Source organism: Bacillus sp. CCB-MMP212 (assembly GCF_022748145.1).
Classification (GTDB): domain Bacteria; phylum Bacillota; class Bacilli; order Bacillales; family Bacillaceae_G; genus Bacillus_A; species Bacillus_A cereus.
Genome location: NZ_JALDQE010000011.1, coordinates 48,685 through 66,102 on the forward strand (window position 1 = coordinate 48,685; position 17,418 = coordinate 66,102).

Here is a 17,418-nt window from a genome sequence, read left to right on the forward strand (position 1 = left end):
AAAGCGTTTTAATATTGTTATTAAGAAAACGAGGGGGTGCCATATGGGAATTCAAAAGAATGTGGAAGCGGTATCATTTTCTGGAGGAAATGAAGTACAAAGAGAATCTTTCGCTTCTAAAATTATGAATGTAAAAATCGGTGTTATACCTTTACCGTTATATGTAGTATTGGCTGCTATTATTTATGGGGCATCTGTATATAATAAATTGCCAGCAGATATGATTGGTGGATTTGCAGTTATTATGATCATGGGGATTTTCTTAGGCGATATTGGGATGAGAATTCCAATTTTAAAAAATATCGGCGGTCCAGCAATACTTTCGTTATTTATTCCATCATTACTTGTATTTTTTAACTGGATGAATCCAGCTTCAATGGAAGCTGCGACTATGTTAATGAAAAAATCGAACTTTTTATATTTATATATTTCTTGTTTAGTAGTCGGAAGTATTTTAGGAATGAACCGTAAAGTGTTAGTACAAGGTTTCGTTCGCATGTTTATTCCTTTAGTAGTAGGGACGTTAGCTTCTGTAGCAGTAGGGTTATTGGTCGGTTCATTATTTGGATTTGAAATGAAGCACACATTCTTCTTTATCATCGTACCAATTGTGAGTGGTGGTATCGGGGAAGGGATTTTACCATTGTCGCTAGCGTATAGTGATATTTTAAATGAATCATCAGCAACGTTTGTATCACAGCTTATTCCAGCAGCTATTATTGGAAATATGTTCGCAATTGTAAGTGCAGGGTATATGAAGCGTTTAGGTGAGAAGAAACCGGGGCTTAGTGGTAACGGTGTATTAGTGAAAACAGACAATCAAGCAGAATTATTAAAAGAACAAAATACAGAGAAGCCAATTGACTTCTCATTAATGGGAGCAGGTTTATTAATTGCGTGTACGTTCTTCATCTTCGGAGGATTTGCTTCTAAGTTCATCGGTATTCCTGGGGCAATCATTATGATTTTTTCAGCAGCACTTGTGAAATACTTTAAATTAATGCCAGCAAAAATGGAGCAAGGAGCATTCCATTTATATAAATTTATTTCGAAGAATTTAACTTGGCCTTTAATGGTTGGATTAGGATTGCTATATATTCCATTAAAAGACGTAGCAGCAGTTCTTTCAGTAGGATATGTTGTTGTGTGCGCATCGGTTGTTCTTACAATGGTAGCATCAGGTTTTCTTGTAGGGAAAGTGATGAAGATGTATCCAGTTGAATCGGCGATTGTAACTGGATGTCATAGCGGTTTAGGCGGAACTGGAGATGTTGCTATTTTATCAGCTTCAAATCGTATGGAATTAATGCCGTTCGCGCAAATTTCAACTCGTTTAGGCGGGGCGGCAATGGTTGTAACGGCGACAATATTATTAAAAATGTTTTCATGATCAAACAAGCTAGCTATATTCATATAGCTAGCTTGTCAAATTAAGGGGAGATTATAAGTATGTTAGCAAATCAAATTAATGAAAGATCATTGTTATTGCATAAAGAATTAGTAGGGAAAATTGAAATTACAAGTAAAGTAGAAGTAAATACAGCGGATGATTTAAGCCTGACGTATACACCAGGTGTAGCGGAGTCTTGTAAAGCAATTGCGGCAGATGAAGAAACAGTGTATGACTATACAGCACGTGGCAATATGGTAGCAGTTGTCTCAGATGGAACAGCGGTACTTGGTCTAGGAAACATTGGACCGAAAGCGGCTATGCCTGTTATGGAAGGAAAAAGTATTTTATTTAAGAAATTTGCGAATGTAGATGCTTTCCCATTATGTTTAGGGACGACGGATGTGGATGAAATCGTTACCCTTGTAAAAAATTTAGAGCCTACATTTGCAGGGATCAATTTAGAGGATATTGCAGCACCGCGTTGTTTTGAAATTGAAAAACGACTAAAAGAAGAAACGAATATTCCTGTATTCCATGATGATCAACATGGAACAGCTATTGTCGTTTTAGCAGCTGTTATTAATGCATTAAAAGTTGTTAGCAAACAAATGGATAATGTGAAAATCGTTATTAACGGTGCGGGTTCGGCAGGAATTGCAATTGGAAAATTATTATTAAAGGCTGGTGCAAATCACATTACGCTAGTTAGCCTAGAAGGTATTGTTTGTGAAGGTGAAACATGGATGAACGAAGCACAAATTGAAGTTTCAAAAAAGACAAATCGTGAACATGTGCGTGGAACGTTAAAAGAAGCGATTCACCAAGCTGATATTTTTATTGGCGTATCTGCTCCTAACGTATTAACGAAAGAACTTGTACAGACGATGAATGAGAAAGCAATTGTGTTTGCAATGGCGAATCCAATTCCAGAAATCTTCCCTGAGGATGCGTTAGAGGCTGGTGCAGCTGTAGTAGGAACTGGGCGCTCGGATTATGCGAATCAAGTAAATAATGTATTGGCGTTTCCCGGAATATTCCGCGGTGCGTTAGATGTGCGCGCAACTGATATTACAGAAGAGATGAAATTAGCGGCAGCATATGGGATCGCTAACATCATTACTGATGAAGAACGTAATGCGAATTATGTAATCCCGAATCCATTAGATAAAAGAGTTGTTCCAAGTGTTGCAGAAGCAGTAGCGAAAGCAGCTATTGATTCGGGCGTGGCGCAAATTACGAAAATACCAAGTTATTAATAGTTAAAAGCAGTGCCTAAAAGGCACTGCTTTTTTGAGATAAGAAATCAAAATAATGAAGAAGTGTAGAATTATTTATGTTTCTTCACTATTTATTTAATTCCATTGCAACTTGTTTACCATTCACTAAAACCTCAGTTACTGCTACGATTACTTCTATCATTTTTTTCATCTCTCATCTCTCCTCGTTTCATTTCTTACTTTAAGTATAAGAGAAGAGAGATAATTCAACTATCGAAGTACATGACATAGAAATTACATTATTGTAAGAAAGTGGTTTATCTTTGTCGCTTTACTCGGCAGTGATTACAAACTGATCATAATATTTTTCATTCACATATATATTTAATAACCATAATCCAGATGAAGGTAGTGACATAGTGAGAGGGAGTTCGTTTGTAGTAGAATCGATTGTATTTGAAGTAGTCCAAGTTTGTTTGGAAGTTTCTTTTTGAAAGAGTACTTGTGTCGGAGTTACAGATCCTTGTTTTAGCGCAATAATAGACAATTTTCCAGTTGGTATTTCAGAATCTAGAAAGTGCCACATTATTTCATTTTGTTCATTTGCGATAATAGGACTATCAGCCATTGCGACTTTACCTTCGATGCCTTTTAAAGGCATTTTTCCTTCTACGAAAGAAGGTGTTTCTTCCCAATTTACATCTTTTAAAACACTAAGGTGAAAGAAGGAAGGTGCGTTCACTTGAGTGGATGACGTTGCTATTACGTCTTTTTTTTGTTCTTTTGAATCCGGTTGCGTTTGTGTGCATCCAGTGATGAGGAAGGAGAGAAGTAGCATAGTTCCGATTTTTTTCATGGTGCCACACTCCTAGTTTTTATTGTTAGTGTAATTGTATTTGCTAGAAGGCGGGACAATTCCTTTAAAGTATAAAAAGAGGTCGTAAGTTTTGTACGACCTCTTTTGACATTTTTTATCCCGTAAAAGCCCGATTGGTGTAGGTTAATAATCAGTGGGAGATAGCCCCACTAATTAAAGTTTCACTTTATACTTGTTCAGTTGTATAGGTTGGTTCGGTTTCTTTTTGAGGCATCGTCAAAAAAATAACGGACAGAACGATACATACGCCGCCTAATAATTGATATGTTCCAAAAGATTCATTTAGCCAAGTAATTGAAACGATGGCAGCTACAAGGGGTTCAATGCTAGATAAAATGCTTGTTTCTGTTGCTGCTAAATATTTAAGACTACCGATATATAGAAGGAAAGAAAGGGTACCACTAATAATGATAAGAATAAGCATAGAAAAAGTTTTTAGTGTAAGGGTTTGTGAAAAGTGATTCCACCCGAATGAACGATTATAAATAAGTAGTGCAATTCCTCCGATTAACATCCCCCAACCAATTACTACAGTTGTCCCGCATTCTTTAATGAGAGAAGCCGGATGAAGGGTATAAAATGCAAATCCAATTGCTGTTAATAGTCCAAAAATAATAGCTTCTTTAGATAAAACAACATTTTCAATTGAGCCATTTGTAATAATAAAGTATGTTCCTATTAGCGCGGCTATAATTGCGAATAGTTGCATGGAAGCAGGGAATTTTCTTTGTTCAAATGCAACATACATGGTTATAAGAACAGGACCTAGAAATTGAAATAGTGTTGCTGTGACCGCGTTACTAATATGAACTGTTTCGATAAAGGCGTATTGCGCACCAAGCATGCCGAGAATAGAAAAAATAATAAGTTGTATAGAATATCTAGGGTGTTTCCAAATTTGAAATATGTTTTGTTTCTTTATAAGTAAGAAAGACAAAATAAATATTCCTGCAAGCAACAATCGAATTGTTAAAAAATCAATTGAGGATACATTAGTATGTTGAAATAGCCACTGAATCATTGGACCAGATAATCCCCATAATGTAGCCCCTGTAATAATCATAATGAGTCCGATACGTCTACCATTGTTCATTATCATGTTTCTCCTCTCCGGTATTTGATTTTTTATGTGTGACATGATAAAAGGAATTATATATAAAATCTGGTACTGTAAAAAGTATCAGATTTTAGTTTTATTAAGGGGTCAGATATTATGTTAGAATTAACGCCTAATTTAAATATGAATAGTAAAAAGGCATTGTATGTGCAATTGTATGAGTATATAAAAAAAGAGATTAAAGATGGATCGATTGTCCCTTTTACGAAATTACCGGCTAAGCGAAAGTTAGCGATACATTTACAAGTAAGTAAAAATACAGTAGAGGCAGCGTACGAACAATTACTTGCAGAAGGTTATATTGAGTCGATATCGAGAAAAGGTTATTTTGTATGCAAGATTGAGCAAATGGTTCATGTAGAGGATAGCGGAGAGAGAATAGAAGAAGTACTGTTTCAGGAGAAGAGTTATAAATTTGACTTTACACAAACAGGAATTGATACGAATGCATTTCCATTTAATATGTATCGGAAAATTGTAAATGAAGTATGGCAGCCGCATAATAATGAACTTCTCTTTCTAGGACACCCTCAAGGGGAAGCGAGCTTAAGAGAAGAGATTACGAATTATTTGTATGAATCTAGAGGGGTACGTTGTTCAGCTAGTCAAATTGTATTAGGAGCGGGAACACAAATATTAGTGAAACTATTGTTTCAATTGTTAAAGGGAAGCAATTATGCAGTTGAAAACCCAGGGTATCATAGGAAGATGGTTGTTTTTGAACAGGGAGAAGGAAGGGTCCAAATGTTATCTTTAGATAGAGATGGAATTTGTATTGCAGATTTAGAAAATAGCGATGCAAATGTTGTATTTGTAACGCCCTCTCATCAATTCCCATATGGAATGATTATGCCTATTACGAGAAGGACGCAGCTTTTACAATGGGCGAAGAAAGAAGAGAGCAGGTATATTATTGAAGATGATTATGATAGTGAATTTCGCTATTCTGGAAAGCCTATACCGGCGCTGCAAGGGTTAGATACAGAGGGGAAAGTTATTTATATGGGGACGCTATCTAAAGCATTATTGCCATCGCTACGGATGAGCTATATGGTGTTGCCGAAGAAATTAATTAAAAAGTATCAACAGCAATATTTATTTTATACACAAAGTGTTTCAAGAATAGATCAAGAAGTGATTAGAAGATTTTTAAATGAAGGATATTGGGAAAAACATATTCATAAAATGCGTGTCGTCTACCGAAAGAAGAGAGATCGACTTGTTTTTGAAATAGAGAAGTATTTCTCTAATCGTGTTGAAGTGATAGGAGAAGATTCGGGATTACACATTTTATTAAAAGTGTATAATGGAATGCGGGAAGAAGAATTAATTCAAGAAGCTGCGAAACATAGTATCAAAATATATCCTGTGTCTACGTACTATAAAGACGATACTGCACCTGAAAATGTAGTTTTACTTGGGTTTGCGATACTATCAGAGGAAGAAATTGCGAAAGCGATTCAATTATTACAAACGGCATGGTTTACAAGAAAGTAAAAAACATCCTCCAAACATGAGGATGTTTTTTATTATTTATTTTCATCTAAGAATAAGACCATATGCTCTTCGTCCCAATATTGTCCGTTATATTTTAATGAACGTTCTTGTACACCGAATGTTTTAAAACCTAATGATTCATAAAGTTTTTTCGCTCCATCGTTGCCAACAACAACATCAAGCATAACTTGTTCTACTTCTAAAGATTTAGCAAGCTCAAGACATTCTTTAATAAGTGCTTTTCCTGCTCCAAGTCCGCGCGCTTTTGGAGATACATATACAGAACCGATTTTAGCTTTATGTTCTTGTTTTACATATGGTTTCGTTTCCAGTGTTGCAACCCCGATTAATTTTCCATCTTTAAATGCACCTAGCGTATAGTTTTCATCTTGTGCTAATTTTTGTGCTTTATATTCAATCGCACACTCTTTATTAATAATATCTTCATAAGAAGAGCTGAATGCTTCAGGGTTTTGCTTTAATCCTTCTACGCGAAGTTCTAAGTAAATTTCTGCTTCGTCTTTTGTTAATACATGGATATCCAATTATATCACCCTCCAAATCTTTGCAAATGTACCTTTATTTTATATTGAAATAAGAATAATTTCAAAAGCTTAGCTTATATGAGCTGTTTTTATGAACAAAATAACACCAGTAGTGTTTACTACTACTGGTGTTTTCACACGCATATTATTCAAAAGGTAGCTCGATTATAAAGTTTGTTCCCGCTCCTAATTGGCTTGTTACTAGAATAGAACCGTTATGCAATTCTACAATTTCCTTTGCAACAGCTAGCCCGATGCCTTTTCCGCCTGTAGCTCGTGTTCTAGATTTATCGACACGATAAAAACGGTCAAATATATGCGGGATATCTTCTTCAGGAATGCCTTCACCTTCATCTTGTACACTTATTGTAAAAGAATCTGTTTTTGTAAGTACACGTATCGTAATGGCTGTGTTTTCTGGCGAATGTTGATAAGCGTTGTGTAATAAATTTAACATAACTTGTTCCATACGTCTTTCGTCTATACAAACTTCTAAATCATCTTTGCAATATACATGAAGCTGCATTTGCTTATTTGTTAATGTTGTTTTTGTTTTTTCTACCATTCGTTCTAAAAATGGCTGGAGAAGTACTTTTTGTTTTTTTATAACAAATTGGTGTTGTTCTAATTGTACAAGCATAAATAAATCTTGGACGAGATCGGTTACACTATCCGTTTCATCCTCAATGATTTGTAAGTATTCTTCTCGCTCCTCTTTTGTTAAAGAGTCTCTCTTTGCTACCTTTGCATAACCTTTCATATAGGTCAATGGAGTTAATAGTTCATGAGCGACACTAGCGAGAAATTCATTGCGCTCTTTTTTCATATACGTAAGTTCACTCGATAAATCTTCAATTGTTTTTGCTAAACTACCGAGTTCATCATTTCGTTTAATACCTAATTGAATTGGCTTGTTTAATTTTGACATTTTTTCTGTCGCTCTTTTCATTTTTACAAGTGGTTCTGTAATAACGCGTGAAAAAACAAAGACAGAAATTGTTGTTAAAATAATTGTTAAAACGCTAATGATAAGAAATTGGTTCATGAGTTTAAGCAACATATTTTCTAGGAAAGATGTTTTTAATAACATATATAGCTTTCCTTGAAACTTTGTTGTGTTAAGTGGGCTTACTGTTGTGATGAACTTTGATTTTTTCCAGTTCCTTTCAACGACTAAGCCGCCGTCTGGGACAGTTTCTGTTTTACAAGTAAGTTGTTTTTGCATATCTTTTGTTACGGGTTCTGAGGTGGAAATAATTTTGCCGTTATGGTCAGTAATAATGATAGCTATATCGGAGTTAGAAATTGATTCCGATTCAACTAAGTGTGCAGCCTCATTCGTAATATCGAACTCAGGGTACACAGGACGTTTAGGATTTTTATTATGTTCAGCGTGTTTCATTTCTTTATAATATTCATCCCGTCTCTCGCGGCTTTTAATTTTTTTACTATAGCGATTACCTTTCTCTAAAAGAGCATCTGTTTCCTCTACAATACGCATTTTTGAAAGGCTTTTATAAAAAGATACGAAAGCAATTGTTTCAATACATAAAGCTAATATTAAAAAGTATGTCCCAATTTTAAGGGAAAGTTTACTCATTTTTTCACCATACCTTATTCATAATAAAGAGTCAGTGGTATACGATTTCCCACTGACCGAAGTAATTATTCACTTTTCCATTTATATCCGACTTTATAGACCGTTTCTAGGTAATCTTCAATCGGAAATCCTTTTTTGCGTAGTTTATCACGGATATTACGAATGTGTGAGTCAATTGTTCTATATTCGATATCTGTTTCATAGCCCCAAATTTTTTCGATTAAATCATCTCGGCTATAAGCGCGGTTTGTATTTTGCAAAAATAGCCCGAGTAACGAAAATTCGATAGGGGTTAGCGAGATTTTTTCATCATAAACTGTGACAGTATGTTTCGTTTTATCCCACTCAATACCATTGAAACTAACAAAGCCATCTTTTTTTGTACGGCGTAATATAGCCTCGATTCGCGCGACTAATACATGCTCATCAAATGGTTTTGTAATATAATCATCTGCGCCCATCGTGAGGCCTTTCACCATATCGTAGTTTTGGTTGCGAGCTGTTAACATAATGATAGGAACGTTGGAAATTTGACGAATTTGATAGCAAGTATCCCATCCATCCATATTTGGCATCATAACATCTAATAAAATAATATCGAATTCTTTTTGTTCGATTAATTTTAGCGCTTCAAGGCCAGAGGTAGCTTTCATACAAAAATAGCCGCGAGGGCTTAAGAACAGATCTAATAATCGTAACATACGTTCTTCATCGTCTACTAATAAAATTTTTACCATAATCTTGTGCACCCCAAACTGTTCATTCTACTTGTATAGTTTACATGAAAATAATAAAAAACTCTTTTTATGTGATTGAATGGAGGGCTGATTTTTTCGCTCAGAGTAATTGACATAAAAAATGCACTAGTTTTGCACAACTATTTTTTATAATAGAAAACGTAGCGACACAAAATACCCTATGTTGCGACATAACGTCATGTCATTTTATTTATAAAATGACAATTCCATTCTATTGTGTATGTGAGATAGAGAGGGTTTTCGTATTCACCTCGCATCGGATAAGAAAAATTTCCTATCTCACACTTTTTTTAAAAGGAGATCATACACATGAATTCAAAAGAAGAAATTTCAAAAAAAGAAAAGCAAGATCGTAATACGGTTGTCATGTGCGTTGCCGTATCTATGGTTATTATTATAAGTTGCGTAAATAAAATTTTGGGGATTTTATAATATAAAAAAAGCTGATTGCTTCTTAAGAAGCAATCAGCTTTTTTCGTTGTTAGGGGGAGTATTTCTATATAATAAACCAAGGTAAAATTGCTAATCCAGAAGTTATAATTGCTGTAGTAAATATTAAAAGCATAGCTCGTTTGTTTTGTTTCATGTCACATTCTCCTTTACATATCAAGTACATGCGATCAGTGTGAGATGTGGTTCCCCACTGAGTAAAGTGTCACTTTATATTTTTAGTATAATGAATGGTAAGGATTGGTACGATCGATAAAGGTGACATGAAGATTACATTGTTGTAATGAAAAAAGCATCTTTCTTAATAAAAAGATGCTTTTGGAAAACTATATTGAAGTATTAATCATTTAAGAACAGAACCATATGTTCCTCGTCCCAATATTGACCGTTATGTTTTAATGAGCGCTCTTGTACGCCGTAAGTTTGGAAACCTAATGATTCATATAATTTTTTGGCACCAGCGTTACCAACTACAACATCGAGCATAAGTTGTTCTACATGTAATTTATCGGCATTTTCAATAATTGCTTTAATAAGAGCTCGTCCTGCTCCAAGGCCACGCGCTTTTGGGGAAACGAAAACGGAACCGATTTTTGCTTTATGTTCTTGTTTAATAAAAGGCTTTGTTTCTAAAGTAGCAATGCCGATTAAATCATCATCTTTGAAGACCCCTAGAGTATACTTATCCGGATTGCTTAATCGTTTTGCCATAGCAGCTACAGGATCCTCATGTTTCAAAACATCTTCATAGGAAGAGCTAAAAGCTTCCGGGTTCTTCGTTAAACCTTCCATACAAACTTTTAAATATATTTCTGCGTCCTCTGTCGTTAATAAGCGAATTTCCATAGTTGTAACCTCCTTGGTCGATTTCAAATAAAATAAATCCATTACTTTTATAAGATTGTGTATGTGTTTTGTTAGCAGTCTCTTTTAATTTGTAAAAGAATGAAAAGATATATGCTACAATGTTTTGTTTTTTTAATATGTAATGAAATTATATATTAACTTTATTAACTATTCAAGTCTTTAATATATTACATTTTCATAACTAAAATAACTCCTCAATTTAGGAGTTATTTTAGTTATGCGATTGATAACCATCAATTCGATGTGGATGTGTGTAAATATTGCAGGATTCATTTCTGATAAATCCTACGACTGTAATGCCTAAATCGTGAGCGAGTTGCAATGCTAGTTTTGTTGGGGCAGATTTAGATAGAACAATTTCACATCCGATTTTTGAAACTTTGAGTAAAATTTCGGATGAAATACGTCCGCTAAATGCGATAATTTTTCCTTTAACAGATATATCATTGCGTAAACAATGACCGTATATTTTGTCTAATGCATTATGTCTTCCGATATCCATTCTTGATAGAAGGATATTATTTCGATCACATAGCGCGGTATTGTGAACACCACCAGTTTGGCGAAAGGTAGTGGAAGATTGTTGTAAAGTATTCATTAAGTAAAAACATTCTTCAGGAGTAATTTTTACATGTATATCATGTAAGTCTTTTGCTTTTGCCGCATCGTTTACGAAAATAAAACCTTGTCTACCTTTTCCGCAGCAAGAAGTGATGTATCGTTTATTATATAAAGTTTGATAGAGCGGATTCACTTTTGATGATTTTACATGGACAATTCCGTTATCTTTTTGAATCCATAGTTCTTCAACATCGTTATAGGAAGAAATAATCCCCTCAGAAATTAAAAAACCAATTACCATATCTTCAATATAATTTGGTGTGCATACGACTGTTACATATTCTTCACCATTCAATTTAATAGTAATAGGAGATTCTGTAACAATCTCATCCAGTTGTTTTGAAAATGTACCAGATTGATAACGTACAATTGTATAAGTCTCTTGCGTAGGCCCCATATTTAATTCCCCTTTTATATGTATTTCTCTCCCACATTTATCATAAAACAATGGAAAAAATAAAAACACCTATTAACAAGAAGATCACAGATTATTTTGGTTATTATTGTATATGTACGATATAATAGAACTGTAGAATAGTGATATTTTCAAGCTTTCGTAGTTATACCTTATAACATCTAGAATCGACTTCATAAGAAAGTATTTGGGTAGAGCGTTTCAAAAATATGTACAGTAATGCGATTTTGAAAACGGATTCATGATTGTGTTGTACAGTTGGTTGTAAGGAGAGGGGAAACTATGGCAGAACAGACAGTCCGTGTAACCGTAGATGGTAAAGAATTTTCTGCATCAGGTGAAAAGACGATACTACAATTATTTAACGAGAGTAATTTGGAACATCCTCAAATTTGTCATGTACCAGAAGTAGATCCAATTCAAACTTGTGATACGTGTATTGTAGAAGTAAATGGAAAGTTATTGCGTGCTTGTTCAACGAAATTAGAGAACGGTATGCATATCGAAAGACAGTCCCAGCGTGCAAAAGAGGCACAGACTGAGGCAATGGATCGAATATTAGAGAATCATCTACTGTATTGTACCGTTTGTGATAACAATAATGGTAACTGTAAAGTCCACAATACAGTACATATGATGGGAATTGAGGAACAGAAATATCCGTATGAGCCGAAAGTAAGTGCGTGTGAAGTGGATATGTCACATCCATTTTATCGATATGATCCAAATCAATGTATTGCTTGTGGGCAGTGTGTAGAAGTATGTCAAAACTTACAAGTGAATGAAACTATATCGATTGATTGGAGCTTAGACCGTCCACGTGTTATATGGGACAATAGTGTAAGTATAAATGACTCATCTTGTGTAAGTTGCGGGCAATGTGTAACAGTATGTCCATGTAATGCGTTAATGGAAAAAACAATGCTGGGTGAAGCCGGATTCATGACTGGATTGAAACCGGATGTGTTAGATCCGATGATTGATTTTGTAAAGGATGTAGAGCCTGGATATAGTAGTATTTTAGCAGTTTCAGAAGTAGAGGCTGCGATGCGTAAGACGAAAGTGAATAAAACAAAAACAGTTTGTACATTTTGTGGTGTAGGTTGTTCATTTGAAGTATGGACGAAAGACCGCCACATTTTGAAAGTACAGCCTGTTTCAGATGCGCCGGTTAACGGTATTTCCACATGTGTAAAAGGAAAATTTGGATGGGATTTTGTAAACAGTGAAGATCGTATTACAAAGCCATTAATTCGCCAAGGAGATATGTTTGTTGAAGCTTCATGGGAAGAGGCTCTTGAAGTTGTTGCATCCAATATGCAGCATATTAAATCAGAATATGGAAGTGATGCATTTGGATTTATTTCTTCTTCGAAAGTAACGAATGAAGAAAATTATCTTATGCAAAAACTAGCCCGTCAAATATATGGAACGAATAATGTAGACAACTGTTCCCGTTATTGTCAATCTCCAGCAACAGACGGTTTATTTAAAACTGTCGGTATGGGCGGGGACGCTGGAACAGTGAAAGATATTGCGGAAGCTGGCCTTGTCATTATCGTTGGAGCAAATCCAACAGAAGGACATCCTGTACTTGCAACGCGTGTAAAACGTGCTCATAAATTACATGACCAAAAATTAATTGTGGCGGACCTTCGTAAACATGAAATGGCAGAGCGTGCGGATTTATTCATTCATCCGCGCCAAGGAACTGATTATGTATGGCTCGCTGGTATTACGAAATATATTATTGATCAAGATTGGCACGATAAAAAGTTCATAGCTGAAAATGTGAAGAATTTTGATGAATATAGCAAAATGGTAGAAAAGTATACGCTTGATTATACAGAAGAAATTACGGGGATTTCGAAAGAAAATCTGAAAGAAATGGCTCGTATGGTATATGAAGCAGATGGTACTTGTGTACTTTGGGGAATGGGTGTAACTCAAAATACTGGAGGAAGTACAACTTCAGCAGCAATTTCAAATCTATTGCTTGTTACGGGTAATTATCGTCGTCCTGGTGCAGGAGCATATCCATTACGCGGACATAATAACGTACAAGGCGCTTGTGATATGGCAACATTACCAAACTGGCTTCCAGGTTACCAAGCAGTTTCAGATGATGCGCTCCGTGCGAAATTTGAAAAAGCATACGGTACTACAATTCCGAAAGCACCAGGCTTAAATAATATTGCAATGTTACTTGCGGCAGATGAAGGAAAACTGCGTGGTATGTATGTTATGGGTGAAGAAATGGCTTTAGTAGATTCGAATGCCAACCATGTACAACATATTTTAGCGAATTTAGATTTCCTTGTTGTTCAAGATATGTTCTTATCGAAAACAGCTCGTTTTGCTGATGTTATTTTACCGGCAGCACCAAGCTTAGAAAAAGAGGGAACATTTACGAATACAGAGCGCCGTATTCAAAGATTATATGAAGTATTGAAGCCGCTTGGTGATTCAAAGCCAGACTGGTGGATTTTACAAAAAGTAGCTCGTGCACTTGGCGGGGACTGGAATTATGAAAATCCAAGTGAAATCATGGATGAAATTGCATCGCTTGCACCTTTATATTCTCAGGCAACATACGATCGTTTAGAAGGATGGAATAGTTTATGTTGGGGTAGCCATGATGGCAGCGATACACCACTATTATATGTGGACGGATTTAACTTCCCAGATAAACTAGCTCGTCTATCATTAGATGAATGGGTACCACCAGTTGTAGCGCCAGATGAGTATGATTTACTTTTAAATAATGGTCGTATGTTAGAACATTTCCATGAAGGGAATATGACGAATAAATCGGCTGGTATTTTATCTAAAGTATCTGAAGTGTTCGTTGAAATCTCGCCTGAACTTGCCCTAGAGCGCAATGTGAAAGATGGTGGTCTTGTAGAATTAGCATCACCATTTGGGAAAATTAAAGTACAGGCACTTGTTACAGATCGTGTAACGGGGAAAGAGCTATATTTACCGATGCATGCAACGGTAAATGAAGAGGCAATCAATATTTTAACTGGAACGGCGACAGATCTTTATACGTGTACACCAGCGTACAAACAAACGATGGTAAAGATGCGTGTACTACGTGAAAAAGGGAATCGTCCGTTACCATCTTCAAACCCGAGAGATAAAAAGCGTAATCCGCAAAACGGTGTTGAAATCCAGCAAAAATGGCAAAGAAAACAATACGTATCACTTGTGGACTAGGGGGCGGAGATAGTGGCGAAAGAAATTACTGTAATTAAAAAGAAAGTTGTAACAGAGGAAGAACAGAAACAGCAAGTAGCAGATGAACTTCTAAATGAGCTATCTAATAATCGTGAAGCAGTAGAAGAAATGATGCAGCTTTTAGCACAGTTGCAGAAGGCTGGTATATTAGATGCGGCAATTAGTTTACTTGCTGCGAAGGAAGATGTTTCAAAAATCGCTGTGGAGCAATTAAATCGTGAACCCGTTAAAAATGCGTTAAACAATATGATGGGGGCAGGAGAAGCGTTATCTTCAGTTGACCCAGAAATAACGAAGCAAATTACGTCAAGTTTAGTTACAGGATTGCAATTTGCAACAGACGAATTAAATAGTGGTAAAAAAACAAAAGTGATGGATTTCTTTAAAGTATTAAAAGATCCAGATATCAATAGAGCTATTACATTCGGTTTTAGCTTCTTGAAAGCATTTGGACAAGGGTTAGAGAAAAAATAGAATAGATGAAAAAGTGATGGGAAGTAGCCATCACTTTTTTCATTATATGTATAAGAGTGTTCATGTTAAGCGGAATATATTATTATTAAAAAGATGGATTAGAACTGGAAATATGGAATCCATCTCAAATACCGTTTTAGAATTTGGAGGAATATATGCAACACCGTAAAAAACTATCTATACCAGGAGTAATGAGACATTCCTTTCAAACAGTTAAATTTGCTTTTTGGAATGTATTAACTTTTCAACTTGCTTATAAATTATTAGCAGCGATTGTGTTTGTTCCACTATTTGGAATAATTTTTAATAAATTATTGTATTTTGGTGGTTATGCAAATGCGACAAATGATGAATTATTAGCGTTTTTAAAGACGCCTTATGGCATCTTAGCAATCGTGATTTTGTCATTGTTAGCACTGTTTCTTATCTTTACGGAATTTGCGGTGCTTATTATTATTTCGTATTTCGCTCATAAAAGACAGAAGGTGAAATTACGTCCGATTTTATATAAAACGGTAACGTATTTACCTACTCTTTTCACATATTGCTTACCAGGATTTATTTTATATGCTGTCGTATTGTTGCCTCTTTTAAATATGGGATATGAAACGGCATTAATCCCGCAAATTCAAATTCCTAACTTTATTACAGGAGAACTGTTTAAGACAACGATGGGGCAAGTTGGTTATTACACGTTCTTTGCTGTAGTCGCGTATTTGAATCTTCGATGGATTTTCGTTCTACCTATTGTTGTTTTAGAGCAAAAATCATTTCGCGTGGCAGCACGTAAAAGTGCAAATTTAGTAAAGGAAAGCTTTTTTAAAGTACTACTCTTTTTAGTAGGATTTTTTATTTCAATTGGAATTGTATATGTCGTATTTTTGGGAATATATTTATTGTGCTTATGGGGTGTTTATGAATTTACAAACCCGAAAGGAACATTTGCATTATTAGCAGAATCAACGATTTCTGTATTTTTAACGAGTACATTGTATTTATTTAGTTTTATCGTGACGCCATTTTATATTATGGCGATTACGCGATTATACTTACAAAAGGTACCGGTTGAAGATGTTTTATTAGAAGAAGGATTAGATTATTCGAAAACGAAAGCAGATAAATGTTTCTTCCAAAAACATCGTTGGAAATTCATTGGCGTATACATTGTAGGAATTATTACTGCCGGAATGGTTGTTGCCTTCATTGTAACGTTTATTTCAAATTCGTATAAAGAACCGATTATTATGGCGCACCGCGGGTATATATCAAAAGGCGTAGAAAATACGAAAGAAGCTGTGCAAGGTGCTATTGATGCAAAAGCAGACTACGCTGAAATAGATGTATTACAAACGAAAGACGGTGAACTAGCGGTTATACATGATTTGAAGCTGAAACGTCTCGCAAATGCAAATGTGCATGTGTCAGATTTAACGATGGCTGAGTTAAGGCAACTTACCCTTAGTCAAGATGGACTTTCAGGACAAATAAGTACACTTGATGAAATCATTAAGCTAGCAAATGGCAAAATCAAACTTAATATAGAAGTGAAGCTTCATGGGGGCGAAAAAGACTTTGTAAACAAAGTCTTAAAAACGATTAAAGATAATGAATTTGAGAAGCAATGTGTAATTCAAACGTTACACTATCCGCTTATTAAAGAGTTTAAGCGTGCAAATCCAGATATAAAAGTAGGGTATATATTGTATGCAAGTAGAGCTAACTTAAAGAATGTGAAGGCTGACTTTTACGTAGCAGAAGAATATATGTTAAATAAGAAATTAGTAAAAGAAGCAAGGAAGTTAAACAAACCAATTTACGTATGGACAGTAAATGATATGGAAAATTTAAAGGCATATTATAAGTTAAACGTAGATGGTATCATAACTGATTACCCTGAAGATGCACGTGAAACAATTAAGATGTTAAAAGAGCAAGAAGCGGAAGAAAGTGATCTGTTTGATAAAATTACTGAAACGACAGATGATTTGTTTTTAAAATTATTTATAAGTTACCCAGCTGCTAGCTAAATGCTAGCAGCTGTTTTTTTGTGAAAAGAATATATCTCTAAAGTATTAAGTAAAGTAATAACTGTATATGTATACGTTATCGCTTAGTTTTTTACATTGTTACATTATTGTCAAATAATAAATGATTACTGTTTATTTTGAAGAAGTATAATAAAAATTGAGTGAAAGATAATGGAATGTCACGAAACCCCTAATAGAATCAATGTTTTATATATTTACACTATTCTAAATATATAAACTTTAGAAAAATGATATGTTAGCGTTTTCATAACTTTTAAGTTATGCTAGAATAAGGACATAAGTTATTAATTATTACAAAA

The 17,418-nt window shown here is 34.9% G+C and carries 14 protein-coding genes; 7 read left to right on the forward strand and 7 right to left on the reverse strand.

Features of this window, described 5'->3' with window-relative positions:
* Positions 1-43 precede the first annotated feature (43 nt).
* Positions 44-1,390 (forward strand): 2-hydroxycarboxylate transporter family protein, encoded by a 1,347-nt coding sequence (locus MRP26_RS24380; protein WP_242807029.1) that lies wholly within the window; start codon positions 44-46, stop codon positions 1,388-1,390.
* Positions 1,391-1,449: 59 nt separating this feature from the next.
* Entirely contained in the window at positions 1,450-2,649 is a 1,200-nt protein-coding gene (locus tag MRP26_RS24385) for an NAD(P)-dependent malic enzyme (protein ID WP_197241428.1), read from the forward strand.
* A gap of 292 nt (positions 2,650-2,941) precedes the next feature.
* On the opposite strand, the gene MRP26_RS24390 is transcribed toward MRP26_RS24385, so the two are convergent.
* Together MRP26_RS24390 and MRP26_RS24395 are read right to left on the reverse strand one after the other, a co-directional pair.
* Positions 2,942-3,466, reverse strand: coding sequence for a DUF4871 domain-containing protein (locus MRP26_RS24390; protein WP_000719692.1), 525 nt, complete (start codon positions 3,464-3,466; stop codon positions 2,942-2,944).
* 187 nt (positions 3,467-3,653) lie between these two features.
* On the reverse strand, positions 3,654-4,580 hold the full coding sequence (locus MRP26_RS24395) for a DMT family transporter (RefSeq protein WP_001059057.1): 927 nt from the start codon (positions 4,578-4,580) through the stop codon (positions 3,654-3,656).
* 120 nt (positions 4,581-4,700) lie between these two features.
* Between MRP26_RS24395 and pdxR the strand changes: the two genes are divergently transcribed.
* The gene (gene pdxR / locus MRP26_RS24400; RefSeq protein WP_098679340.1) at positions 4,701-6,101 is read left to right on the forward strand and encodes a MocR-like pyridoxine biosynthesis transcription factor PdxR; all 1,401 of its coding nucleotides are present in this window, start codon (positions 4,701-4,703) and stop codon (positions 6,099-6,101) included.
* Positions 6,102-6,133: 32 nt separating this feature from the next.
* Here pdxR and MRP26_RS24405 read toward each other — a convergent pair whose 3' ends face one another.
* The 3 genes from MRP26_RS24405 to MRP26_RS24415 all read right to left on the reverse strand — a co-directional run bounded on the left by MRP26_RS24405 (position 6,134) and on the right by MRP26_RS24415 (position 8,983).
* Positions 6,134-6,646: a GNAT family N-acetyltransferase gene (locus tag MRP26_RS24405; RefSeq protein WP_000351212.1), complete on the reverse strand. Its 513-nt coding sequence runs from the start codon at positions 6,644-6,646 to the stop codon at positions 6,134-6,136.
* Positions 6,647-6,791: 145 nt separating this feature from the next.
* Positions 6,792-8,246 (reverse strand): HAMP domain-containing sensor histidine kinase, encoded by a 1,455-nt coding sequence (locus tag MRP26_RS24410; protein WP_000041023.1) that lies wholly within the window; start codon positions 8,244-8,246, stop codon positions 6,792-6,794.
* Between the two features lie 65 nt (positions 8,247-8,311).
* Positions 8,312-8,983 carry a response regulator transcription factor gene (locus MRP26_RS24415; protein ID WP_000238956.1) on the reverse strand — a complete coding sequence of 224 codons (672 nt, stop codon included), beginning with the start codon at positions 8,981-8,983 and terminating at the stop codon, positions 8,312-8,314.
* A 330-nt stretch (positions 8,984-9,313) separates the two neighbouring features.
* Between MRP26_RS24415 and MRP26_RS30840 the strand changes: the two genes are divergently transcribed.
* Complete coding sequence (locus tag MRP26_RS30840; RefSeq protein ID WP_001085006.1) at positions 9,314-9,436, forward strand: hypothetical protein; 123 nt, start codon at positions 9,314-9,316, stop codon at positions 9,434-9,436.
* A gap of 357 nt (positions 9,437-9,793) precedes the next feature.
* Here MRP26_RS30840 and MRP26_RS24420 read toward each other — a convergent pair whose 3' ends face one another.
* Both MRP26_RS24420 and fdhD read right to left on the reverse strand, forming a co-directional pair.
* Complete coding sequence (locus tag MRP26_RS24420; RefSeq protein ID WP_000405868.1) at positions 9,794-10,300, reverse strand: GNAT family N-acetyltransferase; 507 nt, start codon at positions 10,298-10,300, stop codon at positions 9,794-9,796.
* 232 nt (positions 10,301-10,532) lie between these two features.
* Positions 10,533-11,339: a formate dehydrogenase accessory sulfurtransferase FdhD gene (fdhD, locus tag MRP26_RS24425; protein WP_242807031.1), complete on the reverse strand. Its 807-nt coding sequence runs from the start codon at positions 11,337-11,339 to the stop codon at positions 10,533-10,535.
* 300 nt (positions 11,340-11,639) lie between these two features.
* Here fdhD and fdhF point away from each other — a divergent pair, with 300 nt between their 5' ends.
* From fdhF to MRP26_RS24440, 3 genes are all read left to right on the forward strand, one after another.
* The gene (gene fdhF / locus MRP26_RS24430) at positions 11,640-14,576 is read left to right on the forward strand and encodes a formate dehydrogenase subunit alpha (RefSeq protein ID WP_242807033.1); all 2,937 of its coding nucleotides are present in this window, start codon (positions 11,640-11,642) and stop codon (positions 14,574-14,576) included.
* A gap of 12 nt (positions 14,577-14,588) precedes the next feature.
* Positions 14,589-15,071 carry a helical membrane plugin domain-containing protein gene (locus MRP26_RS24435; RefSeq protein WP_053565274.1) on the forward strand — a complete coding sequence of 161 codons (483 nt, stop codon included), beginning with the start codon at positions 14,589-14,591 and terminating at the stop codon, positions 15,069-15,071.
* Between the two features lie 155 nt (positions 15,072-15,226).
* Positions 15,227-17,098 (forward strand): glycerophosphodiester phosphodiesterase, encoded by a 1,872-nt coding sequence (locus MRP26_RS24440; RefSeq protein ID WP_001164720.1) that lies wholly within the window; start codon positions 15,227-15,229, stop codon positions 17,096-17,098.
* The last annotated feature ends 320 nt before the right edge of the window (positions 17,099-17,418 follow it).